The organism is Gordonia sesuvii (genome assembly GCF_036350415.1).
Lineage (GTDB): Bacteria > Actinomycetota > Actinomycetes > Mycobacteriales > Mycobacteriaceae > Gordonia > Gordonia sesuvii.
In genome coordinates, this window is the sequence record NZ_JAZDUF010000007.1 from 147,081 (window position 1) to 173,356 (window position 26,276).

Annotated in this window: 24 protein-coding genes and 1 pseudogene; 10 read left to right on the forward strand and 15 right to left on the reverse strand. The window is 64.5% G+C overall.

Annotated elements, in window-relative coordinates:
* Positions 1 to 80: 80 nt before the first annotated feature.
* A complete protein-coding gene (typA, locus tag VZC37_RS20620) occupies positions 81 to 1,991 on the reverse strand; it encodes a translational GTPase TypA (RefSeq protein WP_330435265.1) in 1,911 nt (636 codons plus the stop codon).
* Positions 1,992 to 2,130: 139 nt separating this feature from the next.
* Between typA and VZC37_RS20625 the strand changes: the two genes are divergently transcribed.
* Positions 2,131 to 2,307 carry a hypothetical protein gene (locus tag VZC37_RS20625; protein WP_330435266.1) on the forward strand — a complete coding sequence of 59 codons (177 nt, stop codon included), beginning with the start codon at positions 2,131 to 2,133 and terminating at the stop codon, positions 2,305 to 2,307.
* Here the strand turns inward: VZC37_RS20625 and VZC37_RS20630 are convergent.
* The 4 genes from VZC37_RS20630 to VZC37_RS20645 are packed head-to-tail and all read right to left on the reverse strand — an operon-like array spanning position 2,285 to position 6,439.
* Positions 2,285 to 2,704, reverse strand: a complete 420-nt coding sequence (locus tag VZC37_RS20630) for a (deoxy)nucleoside triphosphate pyrophosphohydrolase (RefSeq protein WP_330435268.1) — start codon at positions 2,702 to 2,704, stop codon at positions 2,285 to 2,287. The two genes, VZC37_RS20625 and VZC37_RS20630, sit on opposite strands and share 23 nt — an antisense overlap.
* On the reverse strand, positions 2,701 to 3,714 hold the full coding sequence (locus VZC37_RS20635; RefSeq protein ID WP_330435270.1) for an ABC transporter ATP-binding protein: 1,014 nt from the start codon (positions 3,712 to 3,714) through the stop codon (positions 2,701 to 2,703). The genes VZC37_RS20630 and VZC37_RS20635 overlap by 4 nt, the downstream gene beginning before the upstream one ends.
* Before the next feature lie 47 nt (positions 3,715 to 3,761).
* Positions 3,762 to 5,399, reverse strand: coding sequence for an ABC transporter permease (locus VZC37_RS20640; RefSeq protein ID WP_330435271.1), 1,638 nt, complete (start codon positions 5,397 to 5,399; stop codon positions 3,762 to 3,764).
* A complete protein-coding gene (locus VZC37_RS20645; RefSeq protein ID WP_431309462.1) occupies positions 5,363 to 6,439 on the reverse strand; it encodes a thiamine ABC transporter substrate-binding protein in 1,077 nt (358 codons plus the stop codon). Before VZC37_RS20645 ends, VZC37_RS20640 begins: the two co-directional genes overlap by 37 nt.
* A 233-nt stretch (positions 6,440 to 6,672) precedes the next feature.
* On the opposite strand from VZC37_RS20645, the gene VZC37_RS20650 reads away from it, so the two are divergent.
* The 4 genes from VZC37_RS20650 (at position 6,673) to VZC37_RS20665 (ending at position 10,501) form a co-directional block, all read left to right on the forward strand.
* Complete coding sequence (locus tag VZC37_RS20650; protein ID WP_330435272.1) at positions 6,673 to 7,524, forward strand: Rv1157c family protein; 852 nt, start codon at positions 6,673 to 6,675, stop codon at positions 7,522 to 7,524.
* Positions 7,525 to 7,754: 230 nt separating this feature from the next.
* Positions 7,755 to 8,591, forward strand: a complete 837-nt coding sequence (locus VZC37_RS20655; RefSeq protein WP_330435274.1) for a hypothetical protein — start codon at positions 7,755 to 7,757, stop codon at positions 8,589 to 8,591.
* Between the two features lie 27 nt (positions 8,592 to 8,618).
* On the forward strand, positions 8,619 to 9,809 hold the full coding sequence (locus VZC37_RS20660; protein WP_330435276.1) for an alpha/beta hydrolase family protein: 1,191 nt from the start codon (positions 8,619 to 8,621) through the stop codon (positions 9,807 to 9,809).
* A gap of 14 nt (positions 9,810 to 9,823) precedes the next feature.
* Positions 9,824 to 10,501 (forward strand): lysoplasmalogenase, encoded by a 678-nt coding sequence (locus VZC37_RS20665; protein ID WP_330435550.1) that lies wholly within the window; start codon positions 9,824 to 9,826, stop codon positions 10,499 to 10,501.
* A 28-nt stretch (positions 10,502 to 10,529) separates the two neighbouring features.
* Here VZC37_RS20665 and VZC37_RS20670 read toward each other — a convergent pair whose 3' ends face one another.
* Together VZC37_RS20670 and VZC37_RS20675 are read right to left on the reverse strand one after the other, a co-directional pair.
* Positions 10,530 to 12,047 (reverse strand): sugar porter family MFS transporter, encoded by a 1,518-nt coding sequence (locus VZC37_RS20670; protein ID WP_330435278.1) that lies wholly within the window; start codon positions 12,045 to 12,047, stop codon positions 10,530 to 10,532.
* A 152-nt stretch (positions 12,048 to 12,199) separates the two neighbouring features.
* Positions 12,200 to 12,649 (reverse strand): hypothetical protein, encoded by a 450-nt coding sequence (locus VZC37_RS20675; RefSeq protein ID WP_330435552.1) that lies wholly within the window; start codon positions 12,647 to 12,649, stop codon positions 12,200 to 12,202.
* 127 nt (positions 12,650 to 12,776) lie between these two features.
* Between VZC37_RS20675 and VZC37_RS20680 the strand changes: the two are divergent.
* The 3 genes and pseudogenes from VZC37_RS20680 to VZC37_RS20690 form a co-directional block, all read left to right on the forward strand.
* Positions 12,777 to 12,872, forward strand: a pseudogene (locus tag VZC37_RS20680) (HhH-GPD-type base excision DNA repair protein); the annotation flags it as partial.
* Positions 12,873 to 12,892: 20 nt separating this feature from the next.
* Complete coding sequence (locus tag VZC37_RS20685; protein ID WP_330435280.1) at positions 12,893 to 14,590, forward strand: recombinase family protein; 1,698 nt, start codon at positions 12,893 to 12,895, stop codon at positions 14,588 to 14,590.
* A 134-nt stretch (positions 14,591 to 14,724) separates the two neighbouring features.
* Positions 14,725 to 14,871: a hypothetical protein gene (locus tag VZC37_RS20690; RefSeq protein WP_330435282.1), complete on the forward strand. Its 147-nt coding sequence runs from the start codon at positions 14,725 to 14,727 to the stop codon at positions 14,869 to 14,871.
* A gap of 292 nt (positions 14,872 to 15,163) precedes the next feature.
* Here the strand turns inward: VZC37_RS20690 and VZC37_RS20695 are convergent, their stop codons facing one another.
* Positions 15,164 to 16,231 (reverse strand): hypothetical protein, encoded by a 1,068-nt coding sequence (locus tag VZC37_RS20695; RefSeq protein WP_330435284.1) that lies wholly within the window; start codon positions 16,229 to 16,231, stop codon positions 15,164 to 15,166.
* Between the two features lie 104 nt (positions 16,232 to 16,335).
* On the opposite strand from VZC37_RS20695, the gene VZC37_RS20700 reads away from it, so the two are divergent.
* Positions 16,336 to 17,424, forward strand: coding sequence for an HNH endonuclease (locus VZC37_RS20700; RefSeq protein ID WP_330435286.1), 1,089 nt, complete (start codon positions 16,336 to 16,338; stop codon positions 17,422 to 17,424).
* A 978-nt stretch (positions 17,425 to 18,402) separates the two neighbouring features.
* Here the strand turns inward: VZC37_RS20700 and VZC37_RS20705 are convergent.
* The 7 genes from VZC37_RS20705 to VZC37_RS20735 form a co-directional block, all read right to left on the reverse strand.
* The gene (locus VZC37_RS20705; RefSeq protein ID WP_431309463.1) at positions 18,403 to 19,902 is read right to left on the reverse strand and encodes an IS1634 family transposase; all 1,500 of its coding nucleotides are present in this window, start codon (positions 19,900 to 19,902) and stop codon (positions 18,403 to 18,405) included.
* 65 nt (positions 19,903 to 19,967) lie between these two features.
* Positions 19,968 to 20,669: a hypothetical protein gene (locus VZC37_RS20710; RefSeq protein ID WP_330435288.1), complete on the reverse strand. Its 702-nt coding sequence runs from the start codon at positions 20,667 to 20,669 to the stop codon at positions 19,968 to 19,970.
* An 85-nt stretch (positions 20,670 to 20,754) separates the two neighbouring features.
* Positions 20,755 to 21,246 carry a hypothetical protein gene (locus VZC37_RS20715; protein WP_330435290.1) on the reverse strand — a complete coding sequence of 164 codons (492 nt, stop codon included), beginning with the start codon at positions 21,244 to 21,246 and terminating at the stop codon, positions 20,755 to 20,757.
* A 69-nt stretch (positions 21,247 to 21,315) separates the two neighbouring features.
* Complete coding sequence (locus VZC37_RS20720) at positions 21,316 to 22,542, reverse strand: phosphorothioated DNA-binding restriction endonuclease family protein (RefSeq protein ID WP_330435293.1); 1,227 nt, start codon at positions 22,540 to 22,542, stop codon at positions 21,316 to 21,318.
* Between the two features lie 115 nt (positions 22,543 to 22,657).
* A complete protein-coding gene (locus VZC37_RS20725) occupies positions 22,658 to 23,071 on the reverse strand; it encodes a hypothetical protein (RefSeq protein WP_330435294.1) in 414 nt (137 codons plus the stop codon).
* A gap of 35 nt (positions 23,072 to 23,106) precedes the next feature.
* On the reverse strand, positions 23,107 to 23,871 hold the full coding sequence (locus tag VZC37_RS20730) for a hypothetical protein (RefSeq protein WP_330435295.1): 765 nt from the start codon (positions 23,869 to 23,871) through the stop codon (positions 23,107 to 23,109).
* A 384-nt stretch (positions 23,872 to 24,255) separates the two neighbouring features.
* The gene (locus VZC37_RS20735) at positions 24,256 to 25,329 is read right to left on the reverse strand and encodes an AAA family ATPase (protein ID WP_330435299.1); all 1,074 of its coding nucleotides are present in this window, start codon (positions 25,327 to 25,329) and stop codon (positions 24,256 to 24,258) included.
* Between the two features lie 356 nt (positions 25,330 to 25,685).
* Between VZC37_RS20735 and VZC37_RS20740 the strand changes: the two genes are divergently transcribed.
* Positions 25,686 to 26,249, forward strand: coding sequence for an Rrf2 family transcriptional regulator (locus tag VZC37_RS20740; protein ID WP_330435302.1), 564 nt, complete (start codon positions 25,686 to 25,688; stop codon positions 26,247 to 26,249).
* Positions 26,250 to 26,276: the final 27 nt, after the last annotated feature.

Genomic DNA, 26,276 nt, shown 5'->3' on the forward strand with positions numbered 1-26,276 from the left:
TCGCCTCACCTGCATTGCCCCCACAAACTCCTCACGCGCGTCACTCCCGCACCCGGCCCGTGCCGGGCGCATCCGCGCGGCTATCCGACCGCCTGATCGCGCGACTTCGCCCGCGACCGTTCCCGCGCGCGGGTCGTCGCATCGAGATGAACCTTACGCACCCGCACGACCTCCGGCGTGACCTCGACGCACTCGTCGGCGGCGCAGAACTCCATCGCTCCCTCGAGGTCGAGTTGCATCGGCTTGGCCAGGGTCTCCATCACGTCGGCGGAGGACTGGCGCATGTTGGTCAGCTTCTTCTCGCGCGTGACGTTGATGTCGAGATCCTCGGCACGCGGGTTGATCCCGACGACCATGCCCTCGTAGGTGTCGGCACCGGGCTCGACAAAGAAGGTGCCGCGGTCGGCGAGCTGGATCATCGCGAACGGGGTGACGCTGCCGGTGCGGTCACTGACCAGCGATCCGGTGTGGCGTGCGCGGATCTCGCCGGCCCACGCGTCGTACCCGTCGAACACGGCGTTGGCGATGCCGGTTCCCCGGGTCTCGGTGAGGAAGTCGGTGCGGAATCCGATCAGGCCACGCGAGGGCACGATGAACTCCATCCGGACCCAGCCGGTGCCGTGGTTGTTCATGTGTTCCATGCGGCCCTTGCGGGCGGCGAGCAGCTGGGTGACCGCACCGAGGTACTCCTCGGGGACGTCGACGGTCAGGTGCTCGAACGGCTCCTGCACCTTGCCGTCGACCTTGCGGGTCACCACCTGAGGTTTTCCGACGGTGAGTTCGAAGCCCTCGCGTCGCATCTGCTCGACCAGGATGGCCAGTGCGAGCTCACCACGGCCCTGGACCTCCCAGGCGTCGGGGCGCCCGATGTCGAGTACGCGCAGGGACACGTTGCCGACGAGTTCGGAGTCGAGTCGCGACTTGACCATCCGGGCGGTCAGTTTGTGGCCCGACACCCGTCCGGCGAGCGGCGACGAATTGGTCCCGATGGTCACCGAGATCGCCGGCTCGTCGACGGTGATCCGCGGCAGCGGTGTCGGGTTGTCGAGGTCGGCGAGGGTGTCGCCGATCATGATCTCCGGCATACCGGCCACCGCGACGATGTCACCCGCGGCCGCGGACTCGGCCGGCGCCCGATCGACACCGACCGTCGCGAGCAGCTCCGTGATCTTCGCCTTCTCGACGACCGGCTCCCCGTCCACTTCCCGGCACCAGGAGATCTGCTGGCCTTTGCGGAGCGTGCCGTTGTGGATGCGGACGAGCGCCAGGCGGCCGAGGAAGGCCGAGGCGTCGAGGTTTGTCACATGGGCCTGCAACGGCGCATCAGGGTCGCCCTTGGGCGCGGGGACGTGCTCGAGGAGCACGTCGAAGAACGGGTCGAGGTTCTCCCCCGACGGCACCTCGCCGTCGGCGGGCTTCTCGGTGCTGGCGACGCCGGCTCGACCCGACGCGTAGAGCACCGGGAGCTCGAGGGCGAGTTCGGCCGCGGCCGCAGCCTCGTCGTCGAGGTCGGAGGCGAGGTCGAGCAGCAGATCCTGGCTCTCGTCGACGACCTCCTGGATACGCGCGTCCGGTCGGTCGGTCTTGTTCACGACCAGGATCACCGGCAGCGATGCCGCGAGGGCCTTGCGCATCACGAATCGGGTCTGCGGAAGGGGCCCCTCGGACGCGTCGACGAGCAGCACGACGCCGTCGACCATGGACAGGCCGCGCTCGACCTCACCACCGAAGTCGGCGTGGCCGGGCGTGTCGATCACGTTGATGACGACCTCGGTGCCGTCGGGCTGGCGACGATGGACAGCGGTGTTCTTCGCGAGAATGGTGATGCCCTTCTCGCGTTCGAGGTCGCCGGAGTCCATCACGCGGTCGACGAGCTCGGCACGCTCGCCGAAGACCCCCGACTGGCGCAGCATCGCGTCGACCAGCGTGGTCTTGCCGTGGTCGACGTGCGCGACGATCGCGACGTTGCGGAAGTTGTGGACAGCGCTCACTGAGCTCTCTTTCACTGCGATGGGTACCGGTCGATCACCGGTGGACAAGTCAACGCGTACAGGGTATCGGGCGACAGGCTGAGATCGCGATCACATCACCCAGGACGGCCGAAAGTTAGGTAATGCTAATGTTCGCGACATGGGGAAGGTCGAACCGGCGACGGTCGCTGATCTGAAGCCGAAGAAGAAGTGCTGCCGGAAATCCACCCGTTGTGTTCGGTGCCCGGTGGTGATCCATCGGATGCGCAAACTCGACGGAGATCAGATGTCCAAGAAGCAGCTGTCCAAGGCACTCAAGAAGGCCCGGGCCGCTTAGCGAGATCGGCGAGCAGCTCCGGCACCCAGGCGGTGTCGGCGGGGACCAGTGATCCTTCGGCGTGGAGGCGGCGCAGTTCGTCGGCGTCCACCCAGCGCACTGCGCGATGTTCCACAGCCCGGGGCGTGCCGTCCTCGATGTGCGCCCGCAGCGCGACCAACACGAGGTCGTGACGCAGCGCCACGGATTCTTTGAGCGCGGCACCCACCGTGACCTCCACACCGAGTTCCTCGCGCAACTCGCGCCGCAGGGCCGACTCCCGGCTCTCCCCCGGCTCCGCCTTTCCACCCGGCAGTTCCCACATGCCGGCGACCTCGGGAGGGTAACTGCGCTGCGCCAGCAGAAGCCGCCGATCCGCCACGATCGCGCCTGCCACCACGACACGGCGGGCGGTCATCGGCCGATCACCGCCACCCGCTCGGGTACCAGGTTCAGCAAGACGTGCTCACCCATCGCGACGGCGTCCGACGTGACGGCCTCGACGTCGCCGACGTCCGCGGTCACCCGCACGCGTCGGCCGGCGGGCAGATCCGCGACGCCCACCACCACCCCATCGGACGACTGGTCACCTGCCCGCGTCGCCCGCACCGATTCGGGGCGCAATCCGAGCCGGACGTGGCCGTCGGGCGCCTCGACGGTGGTCTCACCCAGCGTGGTGACCGCTCGGCCGTCGGCCACCTCGGCATCGAGGACCGTCGTGACGCCGAGGAACCGGGCGGTCCATTCATCGGCCGGGCACAGCCAGAGTAGTTCGGGCGCTTCGGTTTGCACCAGCGCCCCCGCCCGCATCACCGAGATGGTGTCGGCCATCAGGGCCGCCTCCGTGTGGTCGTGGGTCACCATGATCGTCGGGGTGTCGGCCGCCCGGACGATCTCGGTGATCTCGAAGGCCAGACGTTCACGCAGGAGCCGATCGAGCGCTGCGAGGGGTTCGTCGAGCAACAGCAGCCGGGGCCGCGGGGCCAGCGCCCGCGCCAACGCCACGCGTTGCGCCTCGCCGCCGGACAACTCCTCCACACGCCGCTCCGCGTATCCGGGAAGTCGGACCAGTTCGAGCATCTCGTCGACCCGTTCACGGATGGCGGGCCGGGACCAGCGGCGCATCTTCAGCCCGTAGGCGATGTTCGACGACACGGTGCGGCCCCCGAACAGCTGGCCGTCCTGGAATACGACACCGAAGTCGCGGCGGTGCGCGGGCACACCGGCCAGGTCGGTGCCGTCGAAACGGATTCGGCCTCCGCTGATCGGCTCCAGTCCGGCGACCGCGCGGATCAGTGTCGACTTCCCGCACCCGGACGGGCCCAACAGTGCGGTCAGCACCGACCCGGACGTCCCGACCGTCCAGGTGAGGTCCTCGATCACCGATGTCGCCCCGTAGCGGACGCCGAGTCCATCGATCTCCAACATGTCAGCGCCTCGGTGTCGCGGTGAGCGTCGTTGCGGTCGTGGCCATCTCAGATCAGCGCTCCCGTACGTGGACGGAAGACCTCGACCACCGCGACGGCGAGTGTGGTCACGGCGACCAGCACCACGGACGCGGCCATCGCGGTCGCCAGGTTCTCGGCCCCGGGGCGGTTCAGTGCGGAACCGATCAGGACCGGCAGCGTCGTGGTGTCGGCGCGCGCCAGGAAGCTGGTCGCACCGAATTCGCCCAACGCCATCACGAACGCGAAGCCTCCTGCAGCGCATAGAGTCCGCCCGATGAGCGGCAGATCTATCGTGAGGAACACACGCATCGGTCCCGCCCCCAGCGTCGCGGCCGCCTGCCGGAGTCGTGCCGATACGGACGTGAGCGCCGGAACTGCGATCCGCACGACGACCGGGATCGCGATCAGTGCCTGGACGCACGGAATGACCAGCGACGAGGTGGCGAGTTGCGGCGGCAGCGTGGACAACACGATGAGGTAGCCGAATCCGAGTGTCACCGCGCTGATCCCGAGCGGAATCGTGGTGACGACATTGCCCGCGGCAGCCCAGAAACCGGTCGCACGGTGCATGGCGACCGCCGCCAGGAGACCGATGACCAGTGCGATCGCCATCGCGAGGGCGGCGGTGCCCAGGGAGTAGCGCAACGACTCCAGCGGGGTCACGCCGTTCACGGACTCGCCCAGTGATCGGTATCCGTCGAGCGTCCACTCACCGTCGGCGCCCGGCCGAACCGACCGCAGGACCAGCACCGCGATCGGACCGACCAAGACTGCAGCCACCCATGCGAGGGCTGCGGACACCGGCAACCATTGCCGTCCGTGCGGCCGGAATCTCGTGTCGACGGCCGAGGGTGCCGCGGACTCGCCGGGGTCGGAGAACAGGCGGGTCAGCAACAATGCCGCGACCACCACGACGATCTGCAGCACCGAAAGCGCAACCGCCTCCGGTATCCGGAAGTAGCCGATCGCCTGTGTGTAGATCTCGGTCTCCAGCGTCCGGATCTCTCCGTTGCCGAGGATGATGATGACCCCGAAACTGGTGGAGCAGAACAGGAACACCAGCGCCGCCGCCGCACCGACGGCGGGTAGGAGCCGGGGCACCGTGATGTCGACGAAGGCGCGTATCCGACCGGCGCCGAGGGTCTGGGCGGCCTCGGCGAGGCGCGGATCCAGCGAGCGCCAGGCGGCGCCGACCACCCTGGCGATGACCGCCACGTTGAGAAACGCGTGTGCGAGCAGAATCGGCCACAGCCCGGATGCGTTGCCCAACATCGACAACGGCCCGTCCAGCAACGCGCGGAAGGCGACCCCGACCACGACGGTCGGCAACACGAACGGCACCGTGACGATCACGGTCAGCAGCAACGACCCCGGGATGTCCACGCGCGCGATCAACCAGACCATCGGCGCCGCCACCAGCATCGCCAGCAGCGTCGACACCGCCGCCTGGAAGACGGTGAAGCCCAGCAGGTCCAGCGCGTTCGTGCGCCGCAGCAGTTCACCGATGCCCTCATCGGAACGGACCTCGACCGCCCTCCGGAGCAGCGCGCCGAGCGGCCACAGGAAGAAGACGAGGATGAACGCGGCGGGGATCACCCGCAAGGCCAGCGCGCCGAGGCGCCCGGCGATCACCGTCCGACCGCGTCGCGCCACTCTTGCAGCCACGCCTCACGGTTCTCGGCGACGAAATCCGGTGGCAGGCTCACCGTCCAGGCCGGCACCGGTGCCCGCTGTTGCCACCCGTCGGGTAGCGGCGTGCCCTGCTGTACCGGATACACATACATCGACGATGGCAACGCGGCCTGCACCGTCGGCGAGAGCATGAAGTCGACGAGCCTGCGGGCGCCGGTGAGATTGTCGGTGCCCTTGAGGATCCCGACGTATTCGACCTGGCGCCAACAGCTGTCGAGCAGAGCCGATGTCCCCGGTGTCGCGGCGGGTGAGGAGGCATACGACAACACGATCGGCTTGTCCCCGCGACCCTCTCCGGCCGAGAACAGCTGGTTGTAGGCGATCTCCCAGCCCGAAACGACGGTGGCACCGCCGTCGATCACGGTTCTCCAATAGTCCTGCCACCCCTGGTCGAACACCCCGATGGTGGTCAGCAGAAACGCCAAACCGGGAGACGAGGTCCCCGGGTCGAGCAAAGCGGTCTGCGATGCGTATTTCGGATCGCGGAGATCCCGCAGGCTCGTCGGCGGCTCCTCCCCCCGGGAGGCGTACCAGTCGTCGTCGACATTGAGGCAGACGTCGCCGCGGTCGACGGCCGTCAACTCGTTGTTCGACCCCGGCAGCGCGTACTCGGCCGCACCGTTCGCGGCGAGCGGAGACTGATAGGGCTCGAGCGCGCCGGCCTCGATCGGCCGGGAGGCGAAGGTGTTGTCGATGCCGAAAACCGCGTCGGCCTTGGGAGAACCGGGCGTCAACGACACGGTGGACGCCAACTGCCCGGCGTCGCCGGACCTGACGACCTCGAGCGTCAACCCCGTCTCCTCGCGAAAGGTGTCGAACACCGAGTCCGGGAGGGTGAACGAGTCATGCGTCAACAAGGTGACCTCGGCGCCCGGCTCCGGGTCGTCCCCGCATCCCGCCAGCACCGTGGTCCCGGCCAGCAGTGCGACCAGCGCAACAGCTTTCCCGCCGGCGCGTCGGCGACGCGCACGGAACCGGACGTATCGGCCATTCCTCTCGCTGAGTGTCACCACGGCTCGATCTAACCAGTTACGCCACGACTACACGACCAGTCGACCTGCTAATCACATCAGTAACAATTGCATCAACAATCCCATCCGTAACACGGAGTGCGTTAGGCTCCCTGGACGGCGCTCGCGTTGCGCGGGTGCATAGAATGACGCGCGACGCCATCCGGCGTCGGACTCAGTGACCGCGCGTGTGCGGCGACACCGGCGCACACCGACGACCGATTGGACCGGAAACAGTGCGTTTGCCTGCACTCCAGAGCCTGCGCTCCCGCCGCATCCGCCGCCCCGCGCGCCGTGCGGCCATCGCTGCGGTGAGCATCGCCGCGGCCACCGCGCTGGCCATGCCCGCCGTCGCCGACGCCGCTCCGGCAGCCGTGCACCCGAAGGTCGATCAGCGTGTCCTCGACTCGCTGGGCGCGTTCGCGCCGGCCATCATCGGCGCGGTCGCGACGAAGGGGCCGGACGGAAAGATCAGCCCACAGCTGCTCGATCAGGCCAGGACCCTCTCGGCCGCGCCCGGGCTGCCGCCCGAGGTGAAGAAGATCTGGGACGAGGTGATCGACTTCCTCGGCGAACCGGGACGAGTGGCGGCCGAACGTCGACTCGCAGCCGAGCGTGAGCCCGGCGAGCCGGAGATCCCCCAGGGCCCGAACGCCCCGAAGATCCAGGAATTCCTCTACCCCACCCTCGGTTTTGGCTGCATGGAGGGCAACGGAAGTCCCGACGGCGGGAATTCGCTGGGGCGGGCATTGGTGACGGCGGGGCCGCAGGACGCTCCGGCACCGGGCCCGAAGCGCGGCGAGGCCGGCTACGTCTACACCAGCCTCGGCACCGGTCCGGCGATCAACAACCCGAACCGCAAGCTCTGGGTGTCGTGGCTGAACATCGACAACGGCCGCACCGGACAGAACCAGCTCAAGCGAAATCCCAAGATCAACGTCGCAGACGGCCCGGGAACATTCACCACGATCGCGAAAACCGGACGCGGACGCGTGGTCTCGACGATCTACGGTGACGTGACCACCAGGAGCGACGGTCGGGTCAACAGCTGCACCATCGTGCCGACCATCGGCCTCGCCATCGTGTGACAGCCGGCTGATCGAACGTTCACGACACCCCCGGGCGAATCGCCCGGGGGTGTCGTCGTTCTCGGTCCGCGACACCGTCGGTCGCTCGCGGATCGCGGCGATGTCACATCTCGGACTCGCGACTTGCACGACAGTGACCGCTCGTGCTCTCTTTTAACTTGAGCACCATCTGTCACAGAAGTAACACCGCGAAGCAACACCACCGACATGTCGGTGGTGCCGGTCGTCGAATGGAGAAAAGGATCATGCTGGGCATCGCGCGGGCACGTCGTCCCCGTCGCTCAAAAGGTCTTCGGGCCGGTACCGCGGCTGTCGCCGTCGCCGCGGCCGCCGGGGTGTGTGCCCCGCTGTCCGTCGGACCGGCCACGGCCGCGCCGGTCGTGGAGCCGAACACGCTGACACTGCCGGCCATTCCGTTCGACAGTGAGCTCGCGGCCGCGGTACGACTGCTCAAGGACGCCGGCGTGGATCGCATGGCACTCGATGCGGCCACGGCGATCATGACGAGCGTGGGCCAGCTCTCGACCGAACAACTGGCCGCGGATGAGGCATCGGTGCCCGTGGCTGAGACCGATCCCCTGGCGTTGCTGCGGGCTCTCGGCATCCAGCCCCTCACTCCCGCAGTCTCACCGTTCTGTACCGAGCCGACCGCCGACAATCCGCTCGGGCTGGTGACCGCGGGTGCAGGTGCGGTCGCCGGTCCGTGGCCGTTGGCGTCCGAGCCGCTCGCGCCGCTGCAGGAACTGCTCGGCATCGAGGTACCGAAGCTCAATCTCGTCGACGATGGCGAGACCGCCTACGCCTTTGTGCCGGCCGCCACCGGCGAGGTCACCGACAGCGAGATGCAGGTGGCATGGTTCAACGTCGGCACGCTGCAGGGCGGATTCGCCGACCTCGAACCGGTCGGCGACGCACCGATGCTCCGGATCATGCCACTGCTGTCAGGCGTGCGCCTCGCCCCGGTGCAAACCGGCGACGGCACCATCCTGTCGGCGGTATACGGCACGGCGCGCAATGACGGCCGCATGTGCTATTTCCTGCCCGCGGTGGGCATGGTCGAGGCCTGACGAGCCTCCTGACGAAGAGAACAGAAGATGTCCAGCCACCATTCGCGCCGGATGCCGGCACGCCGTCTCGCCCTCCGAGCCGCGGTCCCCGCGGCTGCAGCAGTACTGCTGATGACCGGCACGGCGACCACCGTCGCGACTGCCGCACCCGTCGCTCCCGGCTCCACCCCCGCCGCGGGCCCGGCCGGTTCGGTCTTCGCCAACCGTGCCCTGCCACCGAACCGGTTGACCTCGAAGGCCGGTTCCGGCGCGGCGTTCACCTACTGGAGCTCGGGCACCGATCGCGAGCCACGCCTGTCCACCGCGGCGGTCCAGGTTCCCTCGGGGCAGGCCCCCAGGAGCGGCTGGCCGATCCTGGTCTGGGCGCACGGGAGCCGGGGCATCGCCGACCGATGTGCGCCGTCCACGGAACCGACGAAGGGCGATCGCGACGAGATCGCCCGGTGGCTCGACCGCGGGTATGCCGTGGTCACGCCGGACTACGCGGGCTTGGGCACGCAGGGTACGCCGGAGTATTTCGACACCGACACGACGACCCGCAACATCGTCGACGCCGTGCGGGCAAGCCGCGACGTCGCCGAAGATCTCGGTCGCCGGTGGGTCGTGGTCGGTGAGGGCCAGGGAGCCACGGCCGCAATCGAACTCGCTCGTACCGGTACCCGCGTGCAGGGAGCGAAGCTCGATTACCGCGGGTCGGCGGTCTCGTCGATCCCGGTCGAGTTCGACACGCTGATCGGTGGCCTCGGACCCGATACCGGCGCGATGCCCGATGGCGTCGAATCCGATGTGCTGTTCACCCTCAGCGCCATTCGCAACGCCCGCACGACGGTGGATCTCGATCCGTTCCTGACCGATGCAGGCGTCAGGTGGCTCGAGCGCGCCACCCAGGTGTGCGCCGACGACCTGACCCGCGAGTTCGGTGGTACGACCCTCGGATCGCTTTTCCGCCAGCCACTGTCGGGCAACGGTCAGCTCCTCGACGTCGTCTCCCGTACCCACACGATTCCCATCAAGGGGTTCACCCGACCGGTGATGATGACTCAGAGCCTGTTCGACCAGAACGTCGTCGTCCCCCTGTCGCTGCGGTACCTCAACGACGCGCAGAACGCCGACCGCCAGGTCACCGCACGCACATACCTCGCAATCAACCAGCAGCAGTCGGAGGCCCTGTCCGACAACGACATGCGCTGGTTCGTCTCCCGCCTGGCGGGCCGGTGAACCGGCAGACCCTCATGCGCGACTCGTGGGTACGACATGCCACGGGCCCGGTGGCCTATGCGGCATCGGCCGCGTTGGCGACGGTCGCGGGAGCGGCGCACCGGCGCCGCCTGGCCGCGATCACCAAACCACTCCCCCTCGCGCTGTTGGGGGTTCGTACCGTACTCGGCGCCCGCCGGAGGTCGGTCGCCGACAATGCGCTGCTGGCCGGCGCGGTGGTGTTCTCGATCGCCGGCGATCGAGCGATGCTGCTCGAGGAGTTCGCCGAGGAGCCGGAGAAGTCCGATCGCCACCTGCGGATCGGGGCCTCGTTCTTCGCGGGCGCCCAGCTGTGCCTGACCGGTGCGATGCTCCGACGTGGTGCCCGGCCCTCTGCCGCCGGAATGCTGGTGCGGACAGCCGTTCTCGCGGAATCTGCGACGGTGTTGGCGGCGCACCGTCCGCGACTGCTGCCCGTCCTCGGCGGCTACGGCAACACGCTGGCGTTGATGTCGGCCACGGCCGGTGGCATCGACCGGCCCCAGCCGCAGATGCGCGCCGGCGGTCTGTTCTTTCTGACGTCCGATCTGGCCATCATCAACCGTCGCCACCTCGTCCGGGACCGCCGCCTGGCCGTCGCGGGTGAGGCGTGGGTACTGGCAAGCTATTTCGCTGCGCAGTGGCTCCTGGTCACCGGCCTCGGGGACGACTGAGACACCAGATCCGAGCACGACCGTCGGATCACCGCTCGCCCTTTGCCGAGCGCATCGCCTCGAGCCGGGTCAGGCGGGACTCGGCGGCGGCATCCATCTCCTCGAGTTCCATTCCCTTGGTCTCTTCGACCTTGGATCGCACGAAGAAGAACGACGCGGCCGCGCATATCGCGAAGAACCCGTAGACCCATCCCAGGCCGAGGGTCTCACTGGCCTCCGGGAACAGCATCGAGATCGTGAAGTTGGCCAGCCAGTTCGCGGCGGTGCACACGCCGAGCGCGACACCGCGAATCCGGTTGGGGAACATCTCCCCCAGCATCACCCACATGACCGGGCCCCAGGTGGCGGCGAAGAAGATCACGAAGAGATTGGCGCCCACCAGGGCGATCGGACCCCAGGGATCGGGCAACGCCAGACAATCTGCAGTGGTGTTGCCCGGCGTGCATTCCACGTCGCCGACCATTCCGGACTGCAGGTACGCCGACTGCGTGAACGCGACACACGCCATCACCAGACCGACGAACATCCCGATCGAACCACTCAGCAAGAGTTTGCGGCGTCCTATTCGATCGACGAAAAGGATTGCCACGAACGTCATCCCGACGTTGATCGCCGCGGTGATGACCGAGGTCGCGAACGCCTGATCGGTGCTGAAGCCGACCGACTGCCACAGCGTCGTCGAGTAGTAGAAGATGGCGTTGATGCCGACGAACTGCTGGAAGACGGCGAGCCAGATACCCACCCACACAAGGGGATGCAAACCGAACGACGGCCCCCGGATGTCCTTCAGTGAGGTGCGCGCCTCGCGCTTGACCGTGATCCGGATCTCTTTGACCCGGTCGAGCGGATTCGGTTCGCCCGTGACGTCCTGCAGGATCCGGGCCGCCTCTTCGTCACGGTTGCGACCGACCAGATAGCGCGGTGACTCCGGGATCAGCAGTGCCAGGACCCCGTAGACCGCTGCCGGTACCACGCCCACCAGGAACATCCACCGCCATGCCTCCAGGCCCCACCACAGGTCGTTCTCCGGTCCCCCGGCGGCGTCCTGCAGGAGTGTGTCCGACAGCAGCGCGGAGAAGATGCCCATCGTGATGGCCAACTGCTGCAGCGAACCCAGCGCACCTCGATACCGGGCGGGCGCGATCTCGGCGATGTAGGCCGGGGCGATCACCGATGCGATCCCGATGCCGATGCCGCCCAGCACCCGCCACAACAGGAGATCCGGCACCGTCTGGGTGTATGCGGTGCCGATCGAGTTGATGATGAACAGGGCCGAACCGAGCAGCATCACACGTTTACGGCCCCACACGTCGGCCAGACGCCCGGCGAACCAGGCGCCGAGGGCGCACCCGAGGAGGGCGATCGCGACGGCGAACCCGGTCATCAGCTCTTGCAGTTCGAAAGTGTCCTCGATGGATTCGACGGCACCGTTGACGACGGAACTGTCGAAACCGAAGAGGAACCCGCCGACCGCGGCGGCCACGGTGACACCGATGACCTTCGCTGTGTGTTGCTCGGCTGCCTCGGGATTGTGCGACTGCGCCATCTGCCGTGTCCTCACCGTCGTGTTCCGCCGTACCGCTGGGGCGTATGTTGCGCCACGCTACTAGCCGTTGTGCGTCGCACCGGGTATTCCCGTGCTTTCGATATCGAAACGACAGTGTTCTGGTGTGCGGCCCCGCTCGGGTGGCGGTCCGGTCAGGCGGTCGCGCGGCCCCCGCACGACGATGTCCTGGCGTTGACCATCGGGACGAACGCCATCACGCCGATCTTCTGGTGGATCGTGAAGGCGACGGGCCCCGGTCCGGGGTGCAGGTCGACCTGCCAGGTCACGGTCCGCGCCCGGGTGGGCACGTTCACGGTTCCGGTCCGTCCGGTGGCCAGGTTGCGCCAGTTCACCCGGGTCTCGATGGTGTAGTCCAGGATTCCCGGTTGCGCGCGGTTCGAGGCGATCAAGGAGATCGCCGGGCCCGGAAGCCCGTCGGCCGGGAAGGGGATCTCGTTGAACACGTCGACCCAGATCGGGATCCGCGGTCCCGGCAACGGGTTGGCACTGTCGCACCGCAGGGTTTTCACGAGGTTGGGTTCGGTGTACTCCGGAATCGCCGACGTCACGCCTGCGCCGGCGGTCAGGCCGCCGGCGACCATCGCCACGGCGGCGACGACAGCGCCACCGAATCGGGTCGCACGGCCCCGGCGTCCACTGCCCCTGCGTCCACTGCCCCGTCGCTCGATCCCCATGGGCCCTGAGTCTAGGGGTCACTACTATGAGCCCATGGCGAATCTGCAGATTGCCCAGGACCCGGCCGCCGATGCCCTGTTGTCCAGCGACGCCTTCGCATTGCTCACGGGGATGTTGCTTGACCAGCAAGTGAACATACGCTGTAAACCATGACAACACCAAAACGGCTCCGGGCGCTGGTGGGCGCTCGAGTCTCCGTAGTTCAAGGCCCGCAGAAGGTCTCGCATCTCGCACAGATCGAGACCGCTACCAAATGGGCGGAGGCCAAGGGGTACGAGATCGTCGGATCGTTCGAGGATCTCGGGGTCTCGGCTGAGAAGCGTCCCGACGAGCGTCCGGACCTCGGGCCGTGGCTCACCGAGGAGGGAGCCACCAAGTGGGACGTGATCGTCTGGTCGAAGATGGACCGGGCGTTTCGGTCGACTCGGCACTGTGTCGACTTCGCTCAGTGGGCCGAGGAGCGAGGCAAGGTCGTGGCGTTCGCCGACGACGGCCTGACACTCGACTACCGACCCGGAGTCGACAAGGGCATCGACGCGATGATGGCCGAGCTGTTCGTCTACCTCGGTTCGTTCTTCGCTCAGCTCGAGCTGAACCGGTTCAAGACCCGAGCGCAGGACTCGCATCGGGCGCTGCGCCAGATGGATCGGTGGGCGTCGGGTGTGCCTCCGCTCGGTTTCAAGGTGGTCGATCATCCCAGCGGCAAGGGCAAGGGTCTGGCGACCGACGAGGTCGGTAAGGCGCTGTTGCAGTCGATGGCCTCGAGGTTGCTCGAGGGCTGGTCGTTCATCCGGATCGCGGCGTGGCTCAACGATCCTTTTGACGATCCCCGGTGCGGGCGCAAGCATGTCGCAGGCTGCGAGTGCCGTAACACTGCGGCTCTCACGAACATGGACCGGTCGCGGGTGGCCAAGGGCAAGCCTGCGGCGGGTCGACCGTGGACGGTCAACACCGTGATCGATGGGCTGACCTCCCCGCGTACGCAGGGGTTCAAGATGACCGGTCGGAACAAGCAGGCGAGGATGGTCCTCGACGACGAGGGCGAGCCGATCCGACTCGCTCCCCCAACGTTCGACCCGGACACGTGGAAGCAGATTCAGGATGCGGCTCAGCTCCGCAAGATCGGTCAGCGGACACCGAGCACGACGACGAATCCGATGCTCGGTGTTGGGATCTGCGGTTGCCAAGGGTGTGCCGCGTGCGGCGAGGGACCGTGCGGAGCCTCGTTGGCTCAGCAGAGATCCCGCAAGACCCGAGCAGACGGCTCGGTCTACGAGGGCAGGTTCTACCGGTGCGGACGTACACCGCTCAACTGCAACGGCACCATGATCAAGGCCGACGACGCGGACGCCACGCTCGAGCGGATGTTTCTCGACAAGTACGGGGATACCAAGGTGACCCGGCGGGTGTTCGTACAGGGCGAGGATCACTCAGCCGAGCTGGAGCAGGTGGAGCAGACGATCAAGCGTCTGCGGATGGAATCGGACGCGGGTCTGTTGACCACACCCGAGGACGAGGCGCAGTGGCTCGCTCGGTTGGAGGCTCAGACAGCCAAGCGTGACCAGCTCGCGGCGACCCCGTCGCGTGCGTCGGGGTGGGTCACCGAGGAGACCGACCAGACGTATCGAGAGATCTGGGCGACCGCTGATCGTCGCCAGCTCCTGATTGACCACGGGGCGAGGTTCGTCCTCTCCCCCAAGCCCAACCGAGGCGAGGACGGGCTGCGGACGATGTCGATGATGATCGCTCCAGACCGCACGCTGCCTGCTGACTTCGCGCTCGAGGATCTGCCGGTGCCTGATCTCAGTCAAGAGCCTGTGCGGGTGAGGTTCGTCAGGCCAACCTGACGCTCAAGACCGGTATCGAGGCGAGGGGCGATCCGTCGGACCTTCGGGGGATGTCAAGTTAAAGTCGTTGTGTGCGTGCACATTTGGCCATTGATTAGCTTCCGCTCGCAGCGGATGCGGAGTACGATGGGCCCATGTCAGACTTCCCGTACAAGTTCCAAGACAAGCCACCATGGATGAGCCGCAAAGCCTGGCACTACCTGAGGAAGCACAAGCCGGACGAGCTGATCAAGAAGATCGAGCAGTATCGCGACGACAGCAGGCCGCTGGGTTTGAGATAGGCCGGGCCCGGCGGGAATCGAAAGTGGCCGGGATCGAGTCACTTAGTGCTAAAGGGTTTGCCCGCGCAGCGAAATTTACTACCGGCCGCCTATCCGGTGGCGCGCCACCGACAGCGAACCGTTCCCTCGAGGCCCACGAGCCACACAGACCGCAAGTCACTACAAGGAAACCTCACGCAACCGCAGCGGTTCGGGCGATCAGAGACCTCGGCAGTTGCCGATCGGCACGCCGCTGAAGGGTCCACCCGCGCCGTTCCCGCCAAGCCACACCAGGTGGGAGGGCGCCCCGAGCCTAACGCCCCCAATCCGCTCTTTGCCGCGTCAGATCCACCTGATGCTGGTAGGCGAGTGCCTCAAGGTGTTCCTGGTACGAGGAGATCTCATCCTCGGTCGCTTGGCGATATCCAATGGACCTTGTGTCACCGATCCCTAGCTCCAACATCTCTCGATCTCCGAGTTCCAACCGGCATGTGCCGCATCGGAACAGCTCACTACTTGCCATCTCCTCGACGTACGAAACCCCGTCGAGAGTTTCTTCAGGTCCATTGACCCAACGAGAGCAAAACACACGGCCAGCACGCTTGCACACCGGGCATTTTTCGGAATACCAGTATGATGTGCCTTCGGGATACTCCTCGACATCGAATAGGGACGGTGTCTCGCTGGTCTGCATCAGGTCTTCCGCCACAAGCGCAGAGTCCGATACGACAAGAGCCTTCGCGCGCACTCGCGCATCCTCCAGCTTCTTCGTTAGGGACTTTGCAAGCTGCTCTCGACTCGAGATCCTGTTTATCAGTGCAAGCTGAGATCCCCAGTACTTGCTGCGGGGAACATTGGCAACGGAGATTAGCGCATCTACCACGCGAACCATCGCGGTTAGCGACCTCTGCAGCTCGAGTTTATCGAGTAGCCCCATGTGTACTGCTGAGTTTCTCGCATCGAGAACTACGTTTAGAGCGTTCCGCGGGAGCGGTGTTCCAGAGATCAACGACACCAGATTGAGACAGTCCTCAGGCCCCCTGGTCTTGACTCGCCGCCGTTCCTGAGGGTCGGCCGGCTTTCCGATTCTCTCCCCGAGAACATGCAACAACCCATGGTTCTGCGTGGTTTTCATATCGACGATAAGGACTGGATTCACTACAGCGAGATGATACTTTGCCAGCAGCTCGACGGCAGCGCCCGCGTGAATTGCCGACTCCAGCCAGGTGGTCGGCTCTTTCGACTCCGCCTTGTTGAGGGCCGCATGCGCGTGGTGAGTGGACACTCGGAGCAGGTGGGCGGGTAGATCATCGTTGCCGAACGTCTCGTATCCGAAGGTCCACTGCTTCCGCGGATCGAAGTCCGCCGTCTCGTCTGTCACCCATCCATCATTGCAGCTAGCGTCGACAGACTAGGACACAACTCGCTTGCTGGAGTCACACGCCCGTACGGTCCTCATCCGTTTGCCCCTGTATCGTTAGCACGATGGTGGCGCCGGCGCGTTACAGCTCGAACACTGCGAGGAACGGGATACTGCGTGCCGCGCTTTTCGACGCGTGGGATCGCCGTTGCTACTTCTGCCGACGATGGTTCGACGTCGCAGTGATGGAGATAGATCACCTACTCCCCCGCTATTTGCGGTTTGACTCCCAGCGATTAGACGAGTTACTGGGTGAATGCCTACCCCCTGAGCTAGTCGCGCTCGGTTTCGACATCGATGCTCCGCATAATCTTGCCCCCATTTGCCGAGGTTGCAATAGCGACAAGAGCGACCGGTCATTTGCGGGCAGCATGAGGTTCACCCGACTTCTTCAAACAGCCCGCGACTTAGAGCCTAGAGTTACGAAGCTGTTCCACGCCTTCGAAGACAGACACGCTCTCGCGAAGGCCCTCGCAACCGTAGCGGTTGCCGAATTGAACGATCCGAGGGCAAAGGAAACGATGACTGAGTTTGGCGCCCTTATGGTCAACAGGTTGCGAATTATCGCACCCGAGATCTTAGAGACGCCTTCGGATTACCCATACAGTGATCCGTATCGCGACGAGTTGCAACGCATTGTTGTCACTTTGGACGAAACGGGACGCCGGGCACGGGTAATTCTCGAAGATGTTTACGGCTGCGATTTCGATGAGGCCCTCCGATACCCTATCCGTTCTATCGTGGCTGCAATCAATGCTCGGCTCATTTCCAGTATGTCGCGACATCTCTTCGATGGAGGCGAGACCGCCCCCGACATTGCAGACCCGAGTGGGCGGGTTGCAGTCGAAGTCACTGAATTGGTGTACGAATCCGCAGAGGAATTCCGAGCCAGCGGGCGGTTTGAGGCCGACGGGTCTTCGGACGCCGCCATTCATGCCAATACTGATTCGGGGACGGCGTGGGTACAGGTTGACGCCGAGGCTGTAGGCACATTTTCGCTGTACTTCGCGCCGGACGACGACAGCGTCGACCCGGGCAGTGTTCACATCGTCGTTTCAAATGAAGACGCCTGGTGCGACGATCCCGGCTGGAAGGAGGAGTCCTACTTCGCTCTCACCCAGCTCGACGAGGCCGACGATGAACTCTCCGATTAGATTGCGCTTATCTGGGTGGGGAGCGTACTCGAGTTCGCGATTTCCGCTCGCAACTGATCGACTTGGAAACCCGTACACGATGCCTCAACCGCATAACACCCCGGTCAATGAGGGGGGCGTAGGGGCTCCCCCCCTGGGGTAGGGACGCGCTTGTGGAACCGAACAGCTCCTCGATGCGTCTAATATGTCATGACGACCGACGTTCTCGCTCTGGCCGCAGTCCTCGTCGGCTCGGTCTGGCTGCTGTGAGGTCCCCGGTGATGCCGCTTCTCGAGCCAGTCGAACCGCCCGAGGGCGTAGTACTCCCTCCCCCGATGTCTGTGCTCACACTCGGCGGTGACCGTTGGCTCCCGATGTCTGGTGAGATACTCACATATCCGTACAGCAACCCCGTGGATGTGCTCCTGAATACCCGGAGCTACTGGGAGCGCCAGCACTCTTGGAGTGGGCGCATACTAGGGGATCTGCTACCGGATGCGTAGTGAGCAGCTTGTTTGCACAACACGAACTATGCGACGCCGCCTGCCAGCTCTAAGGGATAATGTCGAATGGCATCAAAGGTGGGACAACGACACCCGATGCTAGGTCGATAAAGATCCGATGCTCATCGGGGCCCTCGGTGTAGCGGGCTATGTGACGGGGGCCTGTGCGCGGCTCAACGACGAAGTCTGCCGGGATACTAAGGGCGGCGTCCTGCCGGTACCGACGGAGGCGCTCATAGTTCTGATCGCTTAGTCGCATGTGATCATGGGTTACGATCACCGTCTCCCCCACGAGGGTTCGGTAGGCGCCAATAAGTGTCAGGCGATAGCGGGACCAATTGTCAGACCAATCGACGCACAGCGTTGCGGCGTCATCCTTCACGAGGAATATGCGATAACGCGAGCAGTGCCGGCTCGGCGGCCTAGACATCCACCGCGGCACATCCGTCGGTCGGACGGTGTCGAGCGGCACAGCTGTGACCTGAGTTTTATCAATTTAGTGCGGTCCCCGGATTGCGGTGAGGACTTCGTGCAGGTCGTCAGGTAGTGGGTCGGCGGCGGTGATGGTGTGCTCGCCGGCTTGGATTTCGATGGTGCGGTAGCGGCGGGCGGTGGTGACGAACTTCTTGATCGACCAGCCTGAGCGTTCTTCGATGACCCGGGTGACCGCGAGCGCGGCGAACACGATGGTCAGGTGCGCGTCGATGGAGTCGCGGGTGCGGTGGAAGATCGGGCGTGCGGCAAGATCGCTTTTCGACATGCGGAAGCTTTTCTCGATCCGCCACAGCTGGTGGTAGGAGCCGATCACGAATTCCGGTGTCGGAGCAGTGATATTGGTGGCGTAGGCCTTCCATCCGGCCAGCCGACGCGCCTTGGCTTCGAGTTCGCGGTTGACGCTCTTGTCGGCACCCTTGAGGGTGACAAACCGGTTGCGCTTGACCGACAGAGTGCCGGCCACGACCTTCTCGGCTTTGGCGACTTGCTCGTTGATGCCACGCAGGCTGCGGCGGGCGCGATCGGCACTGTAGGCGTAGTAGACGACCTGGCTGCGGCGGAAGCTGGTCTTGGCATTCGCCGGAAACGGCTGGGTCAGGATCAGGCCATCCGGAGGGGTCTGATCGGGATTGTCGTTGTGCCACTTGTCAATCAGATAGGGCACGGTGGGGATCTTCTCGCCCAGGATGAACGACAGACCGGCCGCTTCGATGGCCTGTTTGTTCGCTGCCGAGATCATCCCGGCATCAGCGACCACGGTGATGTCATCAAGCTGGTGGGCGGCCATGAAGGCACGCAGCGTGGGCATCATCGTCGCTGTCTCGGCTTTGTTTCCCTCGAACGCCTCGATCTGCAGCGGAAACCCGGAGGCGTCGGTGAGCAGGCCGACGGTGATCTGCGGTTCCAGGCGACGTTCCTTGGAGAAGCCGGGTTCGCGGAACCCGTCGGCCTTGTCGGTCTCGAAATACAGGGTGGTCACGTCGTAGAGCAGCAGGCTTGCCGGTCCCAGCCGCGCATGGGCCGCACACGCCGCGGCCAGCCGTCGACGCCAGTCGGGCTCGGCGTAAACCGGTAGACGCCGATTCAGCGTCGGGTACGACATCGGGTCGATGCCGGCCTCGCCGAGCACCCGCAGCGAGTCGAGTTTGCTGGTCGGTTCGATGATGCGGGCCAAGACGAGATCGCGAAACACCTGATCACCGTCGGCCGCGGTCGCGAACCCCAACTCGTCGTAGACCCCGATCACCGCGTCGCACAGATGACTCATCCGCGAGGACGTGATCGGCAGCGGACCAGAACCAGCAGCCACGCCCATACCCAGGTCGAGCTCTTCCTGCCCGCCGGCGATGCGTTGTGCGGCCACGGCTTTCAACGCAGCCACCGCCGCGGAGTCATGTGCAGACCCGAGATGCTCGATATCGCGCGACCCCCGCCGCGACGAGTGCACGATCTGCACCGCCGTAGCACCCGACGCCGTCTTCACCGTCCGCACATACGCCACATCAGCAGCCTACGAACCCCGAGTTAGTGCGCAAATCCACCACCGAACCCACCCATCGCCGCAGGTCACAAGCTCAACGTCCACCCGAGGCCTTCGCGGTGATAAAAGTCAGGGTAGGCGCCAATAAGTGTCAGGCGATAGCGGGACCAATTGTCAGACCAATCGACGCACAGCGTTGCGGCGTCATCCTTCACGAGGAATATGCGATAACGCGAGCAGTGCCGGCTCGGCGGCCTAGACATCCACCGCGGCACATCCGTCGGTCGGACGGTGTCGAGCGGCACAGCTGTGACATCCTCGTTTGGAATCAATACTGTCATCGCATCAGTCCATCCGTCTACGAATTCCGGTGGCCTCTGCCATTGGTCGAGAATGCGGCTCGTACTGTCAGGCCGGCTGACAAAGTGAAGCTGCGGATGATCGGATTGCTCGGAGAGAATTTGGAGCCGCCAGTCGCCGGTTTCGTGCAAGCTGATCTTTGCGAAGCTCTCCGTCGAAAGCGGCATGACGTATACGTCGCCCGTCTCTTTCGGCGACCACACCCGCCATACCCCGGACCTCAGCTGCGGTGATCCCGTTGCGAATTTGATTGGGCGCTTCTTGCTGGCAGACCCCACCGGGATCTCTTGACTGACGAGATCGTCCAGCGATCGCGCGTCGGACGCAGGCTGAGTAAGCCCGCCCCCATACAGGCGCACACTACGTCGCCCTGCGGTGTCCTGGGCGAGTCCGATACAAATCTGATTGACTATAGGAAGTTCGCTCACTTTGGGTTTACCGTTCGCTCTGAGAGCGTGGCGACTGCTTGATCACCAGCTGGGTCAAGAGCATTAGTTGGCGGAAGCGGCGGACTCATCGCCGTACAAACCTTTCGCGGGCGTCATCGATCAACAGTTGCAACGCGGCCTGGACATCCTCGTCGCGCGCTTCTACTGCGCCAGGGGAGTTGGTTCCAGCCGATATTAGTCGGCACAGTTCGATGACTGCTGGCGGACGGGATGTCAGCAATTCGTCGTCTTTGTGATCAGCCAGTAGCGCGAGGAGATGTGCCCTACTTATGCTTTGCGCGCGCAGCCGATAGGTGTTTTGCCTGACGTCGTCGCGCTCCTCGCTCGTCTCCTTCCCGCTGAGTCGCCTCGCGGCTCGATCGAACTCAGCGAACCGCAGCGTCGTCACCGACAGCACGTATTCGAAGACCGCACTCTTTAGTTCCTCGCGCCTCCGTGCGTCCAGTTCTCGGTGCCACCGCTTGTCTTCGCGGCGACTGGTAAACAACGCCGTGATCACGACACCTAAGACGACACCCAACAGGGGCGCGAGTACAGCCACCCAGCCGGTCGTCATTGTGACCTCGCGTGGGTGTGTTGCAATGTCCCACAGTCGATATTCCTTACCGAAGCACTGTCGCGCGGCCTACATACCATCCGACTCACCGCCCGTGGGATAGCGATATGCGATGGGTTGCAGCCTAGAGGTGTCGATCTTCCAGGGCTTGGTCAACTCAAGAGTGCCGCCAGCCGCGACCGGCTGCCCGCCGCTTCGGTCGAGCAAAATGTTCCGGACTATGGCTAGCGCGTTACTTGGATGCCCACTGACATGGAGATCCACTTCATTCTTCGTTAGCAGGATCGCTGCACCGTCTGTAGTTGTGCCCTTGACCTCAACCTTGACGGTCTCCTGCCCGTTGGTGGCAAGCACATCGTACGACTCGGTAGCTCCGACATCTTCTGTCGCATAACCTAACTGCTCCTCGAAGTAGGACCGGGTCAAGTTGACGGCGTGAACTTCGATTGCTTTGTTCTCCGCCGCACTGAAGCGGCGGCCGCCCTTCCGTCGCGGGTTGCTCACCTCCTCGACGGCTGCGATTGCGTCGCCCACTTCTGGCGGTTCGCCGACTCCTGCGAGGGAGCCAGAACGAGCCAACCCCAGCCGTTCGAGCAGGGAAAGGTATGCCGGTTCGGTTCCGATCCGCTTCGTCACCACATCCACGGCGCCACCAACGAACTCGTCGCTCCAGTCTCCTTGCCGAACCCTGCCGTACACAGACTCCGTCAAGCCGGCGGAAATGTCGCGACTCCTAACAGCCGATTCGCTGACTGGCTCGTCTCGGGCGTCGAGCTCCCACAGAGGTCCCCTAAGCGCTATCCAGGGCATGACTGGATCAGGCGGTGTCTTTCCGATCGCGAAAGGCCGCAGGAGCTGCGCCAGTTCGGTTCGAACGGCGCTGAATGGCATTATCCGTGGTTTGCCAGCCCGAGCGCGCGAGATTGCCCACAGCAGGACAACTTCCTGATAGGGGGCGGGGCGTCCGTGGGTCCTGTCCACCTGCAGTTCCTGCAATGCCCACAGTTCGCCGTAATCGACAAAGAAGCCTCGATCTTCGAGGACGGATGCAGCGGTGGTCGGGTTACCGACGCCACCGATAACTTGCGAGCTATCCAGGTAGCCACCACCGGGGACGAACTGGTGAGCGATACCCACGACCGCCTTCGATGGGTAGAACACTCCGCGACACAACAGTCTGAATCTCTGCGCTTCGTTGAAATGCAGCGACTTGAGGAGTCGCGGGCCCTCATCGGGGTCGTCGAGGAGTTCGATGGCGCTCAGGATATGCGCGGGCTCAATGTCGGGAATCGCCATTTCTGCATTCTAGGGAGCGCTCGGCGAGGCCACGCCGCTTATGACCCGAGGGGCTGGCCCAGAATCAGAACCAGCCCCTCGACGCCACTTGGCATCAAGCCCCGTCGCCGCGATGTCAGCGGCTCGTAGTGTTGATCGTTCCTTGTCCACCGGCGAGTGCGGCTCGGAGAACGCGGCTTCCGTTGAGCGGCATCGCTGACGCTGCAGACGGTTTGACGGTGCCAGCGAGCGTTGAGCGAATCAAGTCCGGTGTCGACTGTGCTGCCTGATGTTCGGCCTGTTGCTTAGCCTCACGTTCCCCGACGAACTCCTGGTGGCGGCGTTGGACTTCGATCGCCAAGTCGTACCACCGTGGTTCCGGCTCCTCGGTGGCAGGAAGGCCAGCAACCTTCGTGATCTCGCGCTCCTCGAGGCGGGCTCCGATCGCCTGCGCGAAGTCGCCCTCGATGGGGGTGGGAGGCTGACGCCTCGTCGACTTGATCTGTCGTTGAAGCATTTCAGCGGCACTTGGCTTCTTGCGGATTGTCAAACTTGTTCTCCTTGTGTCGAGTTCTGGTTCGCTGTTCAGCGAGCCAAGATGACGGACTGGGGCGTGATCGCGAGATCCCGCCGAATCTCGGCGCACTCGCGCAGGGAGTTGATTCCGAACTCGATCCCCTCCCGTGCTGCGGTGTAGAACACTCTGTTGAGCGCGCCCAGCGTCTGATTTGCGTTCGGGTGCAGGGCGGCGTCAAGCTTCTCGAGCTGCAGCGCATTCGTTGGGCGCAGAATACGAAGCGCCACATCGACATCTTGGCCGGCGAAGCCCGGGAGGCTTCTGGTCCCTGCGACCCACGATGAGACCTGATTAAGCCAGGCAGCCTCTGCTTGTGCAGTCGCATACGCGGTCACCGCCTCGGCTCCCGCCTGTACGAGCGATTCGGCGTTGACGGTGTCCGGGAGGACGGCCACGGCGTCGATGTACGCCGCTGCGTGCTTGTCGAACTCCGGAGTGAGCTGCGCGATCACTTCTGGAACGGCGACAGTCGCCTTGCCCAGCACCTCACGAGCGGCCGAGTCGAGCATCCGACGCTTGGCTTCTTCCAGCGGGGTTCTGCCGAGGTGGTCTCCCGTCTTGAGCGCTGGCACCAGCCGGTTCGCGAACTCAACGATCTTCTCCTCCGCGTTCTCGGCGGTAATGCCGCCCAGGTCGAACCCGACCGTATGACCGGTCTCGACCCATCGGATCGCTTCGAAGGTCTCGATTGCGGTCGAGAGTTCCTGTGGGAGCGTGACGCCCAGCCCGGTCCAGCGGCTGACGGCGTTGGCGGTGTTGATGTTGTCTTGCATTGTTTCCTTACTGTTGTGGGTGTGCCCCGGTTGGGCACGCCCGTGATGGGAGCTGCCGGTTGGCAGCCCGATCTGCCGCTCGTTGGAGTGGCAAGTGTGAAGTCCGGTTGGCCGTTCGAGGACAACCGATTGAGAGATCACCGGATGCACGGTGATCCAGCTGATGGTTCTAGACGGCAGCCGTCCGAATCGGCTGCCTTTTACTACCGGTTGGCGAAGCGGTCGGCTTCGCCTGAGGGCTGATCAGCCAGCCCTGGTCCTATCTCTCCCGCCATCCGCACAGATGGCGGGATCAACTGGGTTAAGAAGGTGAGGTACGAACCTTCTATAAGGGGTACCCATGTACCCGTGTACCCGATATGGATTGACCAGCGAGAACACTGACTACTCCTCGGGTACGCGGAAGACCCAGCCGGCTCCCTGTTTGCGGATGCCGGCCCGGCGGATGCGCTGCTTAGCCGTGTTGGCTTCGATGTCCAGGCGCGCGCCGTGCTTCGCTGCGGCGGCGGCAAGGGTCATGCCGTGGCAGTTTGCGTTGAGCCATTCCAGAAGCTCAGCGTTGTCGGCAAGCTTCTTGTCCGATCTCGCTCGGGCCGAACCCCCAGCGTCGGCCTTCAGTTGATCTGACGACTTCACGTCGAGGACCTCGAACCGAGCGCCCGTGCCGTGGGACAACGTCATCTCGTAGGGCTCAGAGTGGTTGCCCATGAACTTCATCGTCAGGTGTCCGCTGCGGAACCGGCGGACGAACACCCGCCAGCGCACCGCCTGGGTGATGTATGCCGAGCCGAGCGGCGTTTCGGGTTTGTGGCCGTTCACGCCGGCTTTGTCCGACGAGTGGGCGACTACGACGACCGGGATACCGGCGCTGACGAACTGTCGCACACCATCGAAGAACTGCCGCACCACGGCGTCGTCGTTGACTGTGCCGTTTAACGTTTGGGCCATGTTGTCGATGACGACGAGGTTGTGACCCGTGAGCATCACCTGTCGGTATAGCGCTTGCCACATCTCTGGGGTCTGCATGATCGGGAGGTGGTAGAACCGCACGTCCGGTGTTGCTGATTCTGGCATCACCGAACGGATGCGCTCGCTGTACTCCTGCGCTCCACGGTCGTCGGTCCAGCAGACCGCGACGGAGAACTCGCGATCCTGCGACACTGGCTTGCCCAGGAAGTCACTCTTCGTGGTCAGCGATCTGATCAGCGCTGACACCAGAAACGACTTGCCGCACTTGGCTTCACCATAGATGAGTGTCGTCGCGGATCCGATGAGGTTCTCGACAATCCACGGCTCTTCGTGATCAGCAAGCGTCAGCGCCTCGGTGTAGGACAGGCTGCTGAACTGGCCTGTTGGTCGCAGGCCGGCGGGCGATTGGCCCTCCAGACCTCGAACCGTGGTGATCGGATCGGCGTCGAGCGTCGACGCTCCTGACGCGCTGTCAATGTTGACTGTCAATACGTGCTCCTTGGATATCAGTGGCAGCTGATCCCTCTGCCGTGGGCTGGCCCTGGTGGCCGAATGTCTGCGATGACGCAGCACAACTCGATGCTCGTGCTCACTCGGGGTAGCTATCCATCCGTGTGTATTGCTTTGTCCCGCGACAGCCGAGACGCGGGACAAAAGCCCCTCTAACGGGCGATTCTGACCGGGCTACCGGCTGACTCCCTCCTGGGAGAACTTCGTTGTGACCATCTTCGCTGACGAAGTCACATTGGCATGACCGACATATGCCGGTCAAGGTAATGTAGCCAGTTGTGATGGGAGACACTAACACCCTGCCGGACTTATGTCGGCTGGCGTATGGTCGGGGGATGTCAAGTTCAGACGGAGTCGTTGAGTTCGGACAGCAGATCGGACCGTGGGTCGTGGAGATTGAGTGGCCGACTGACCCAAATCAGCTGGGCCCAACCTCGATAACAGTGACGCCCGCGGAAGGCGCGACCGAAGCGGAGATCATGAGTGGGATCTCTTCGACAGTCTTGCGGCAGATTGACTTTGGCCAGCTCCGAATGGACTGGGAAATGGTTAGTGAAATGCACGCAGGACAGTCCAGGGAGGCAAAGAAGAGGGCACTAGGCGAGCAGCTCCGGCTAAGCCTCGAGGGAGGTGTAACGGAGCACTATCTAGCTCGGCTCGCGGAGGCGTACGTGTTCCTGGTGCAATCCGGAGAGCGGTCGACCGCTACCCGGCTCGCAGAGATGACAGGCAGATCCCCTGACACGGTTAAACAGCATCTGCATCGCGTCCGCAAGGCCGGTTTGCTAAGCAGCATTCCCGGTAAGGCAGGCGGCACTTTGACCGAAAAGGCACGGCGGCTGCTTGACGTATCCGACAACGTGGCCCTTGTCGAGATGCCTCCGAAGGTCGTCGACTAAGGATGGGTCATGCTGCGGCCGTCGCCT

Excerpts from the sequence above, each read along its gene's own strand:
- VZC37_RS20625 (WP_330435266.1), top strand. The coding sequence starts at position 2,131 with ATGGGGAAGGTCGAACCGGCGACGGTCGCTGATCTGAAGCCGAAGAAG.
- VZC37_RS20630 (WP_330435268.1), bottom strand. The coding sequence starts at position 2,704 with ATGACCGCCCGCCGTGTCGTGGTGGCAGGCGCGATCGTGGCGGATCGG.
- VZC37_RS20635 (WP_330435270.1), bottom strand. The coding sequence starts at position 3,714 with ATGTTGGAGATCGATGGACTCGGCGTCCGCTACGGGGCGACATCGGTG.
- VZC37_RS20655 (WP_330435274.1), top strand. The coding sequence starts at position 7,755 with ATGGAGAAAAGGATCATGCTGGGCATCGCGCGGGCACGTCGTCCCCGT.
- VZC37_RS20660 (WP_330435276.1), top strand. The coding sequence starts at position 8,619 with ATGTCCAGCCACCATTCGCGCCGGATGCCGGCACGCCGTCTCGCCCTC.
- VZC37_RS20665 (WP_330435550.1), top strand. The coding sequence starts at position 9,824 with ATGCGCGACTCGTGGGTACGACATGCCACGGGCCCGGTGGCCTATGCG.
- VZC37_RS20670 (WP_330435278.1), bottom strand. The coding sequence starts at position 12,047 with ATGGCGCAGTCGCACAATCCCGAGGCAGCCGAGCAACACACAGCGAAG.
- VZC37_RS20675 (WP_330435552.1), bottom strand. The coding sequence starts at position 12,649 with ATGGTCGCCGGCGGCCTGACCGCCGGCGCAGGCGTGACGTCGGCGATT.
- VZC37_RS20685 (WP_330435280.1), top strand. The coding sequence starts at position 12,893 with ATGACAACACCAAAACGGCTCCGGGCGCTGGTGGGCGCTCGAGTCTCC.
- VZC37_RS20690 (WP_330435282.1), top strand. The coding sequence starts at position 14,725 with ATGTCAGACTTCCCGTACAAGTTCCAAGACAAGCCACCATGGATGAGC.
- VZC37_RS20700 (WP_330435286.1), top strand. The coding sequence starts at position 16,336 with ATGGTGGCGCCGGCGCGTTACAGCTCGAACACTGCGAGGAACGGGATA.
- VZC37_RS20715 (WP_330435290.1), bottom strand. The coding sequence starts at position 21,246 with ATGACGACCGGCTGGGTGGCTGTACTCGCGCCCCTGTTGGGTGTCGTC.
- VZC37_RS20720 (WP_330435293.1), bottom strand. The coding sequence starts at position 22,542 with ATGGCGATTCCCGACATTGAGCCCGCGCATATCCTGAGCGCCATCGAA.
- VZC37_RS20730 (WP_330435295.1), bottom strand. The coding sequence starts at position 23,871 with ATGCAAGACAACATCAACACCGCCAACGCCGTCAGCCGCTGGACCGGG.
- VZC37_RS20740 (WP_330435302.1), top strand. The coding sequence starts at position 25,686 with ATGTCAAGTTCAGACGGAGTCGTTGAGTTCGGACAGCAGATCGGACCG.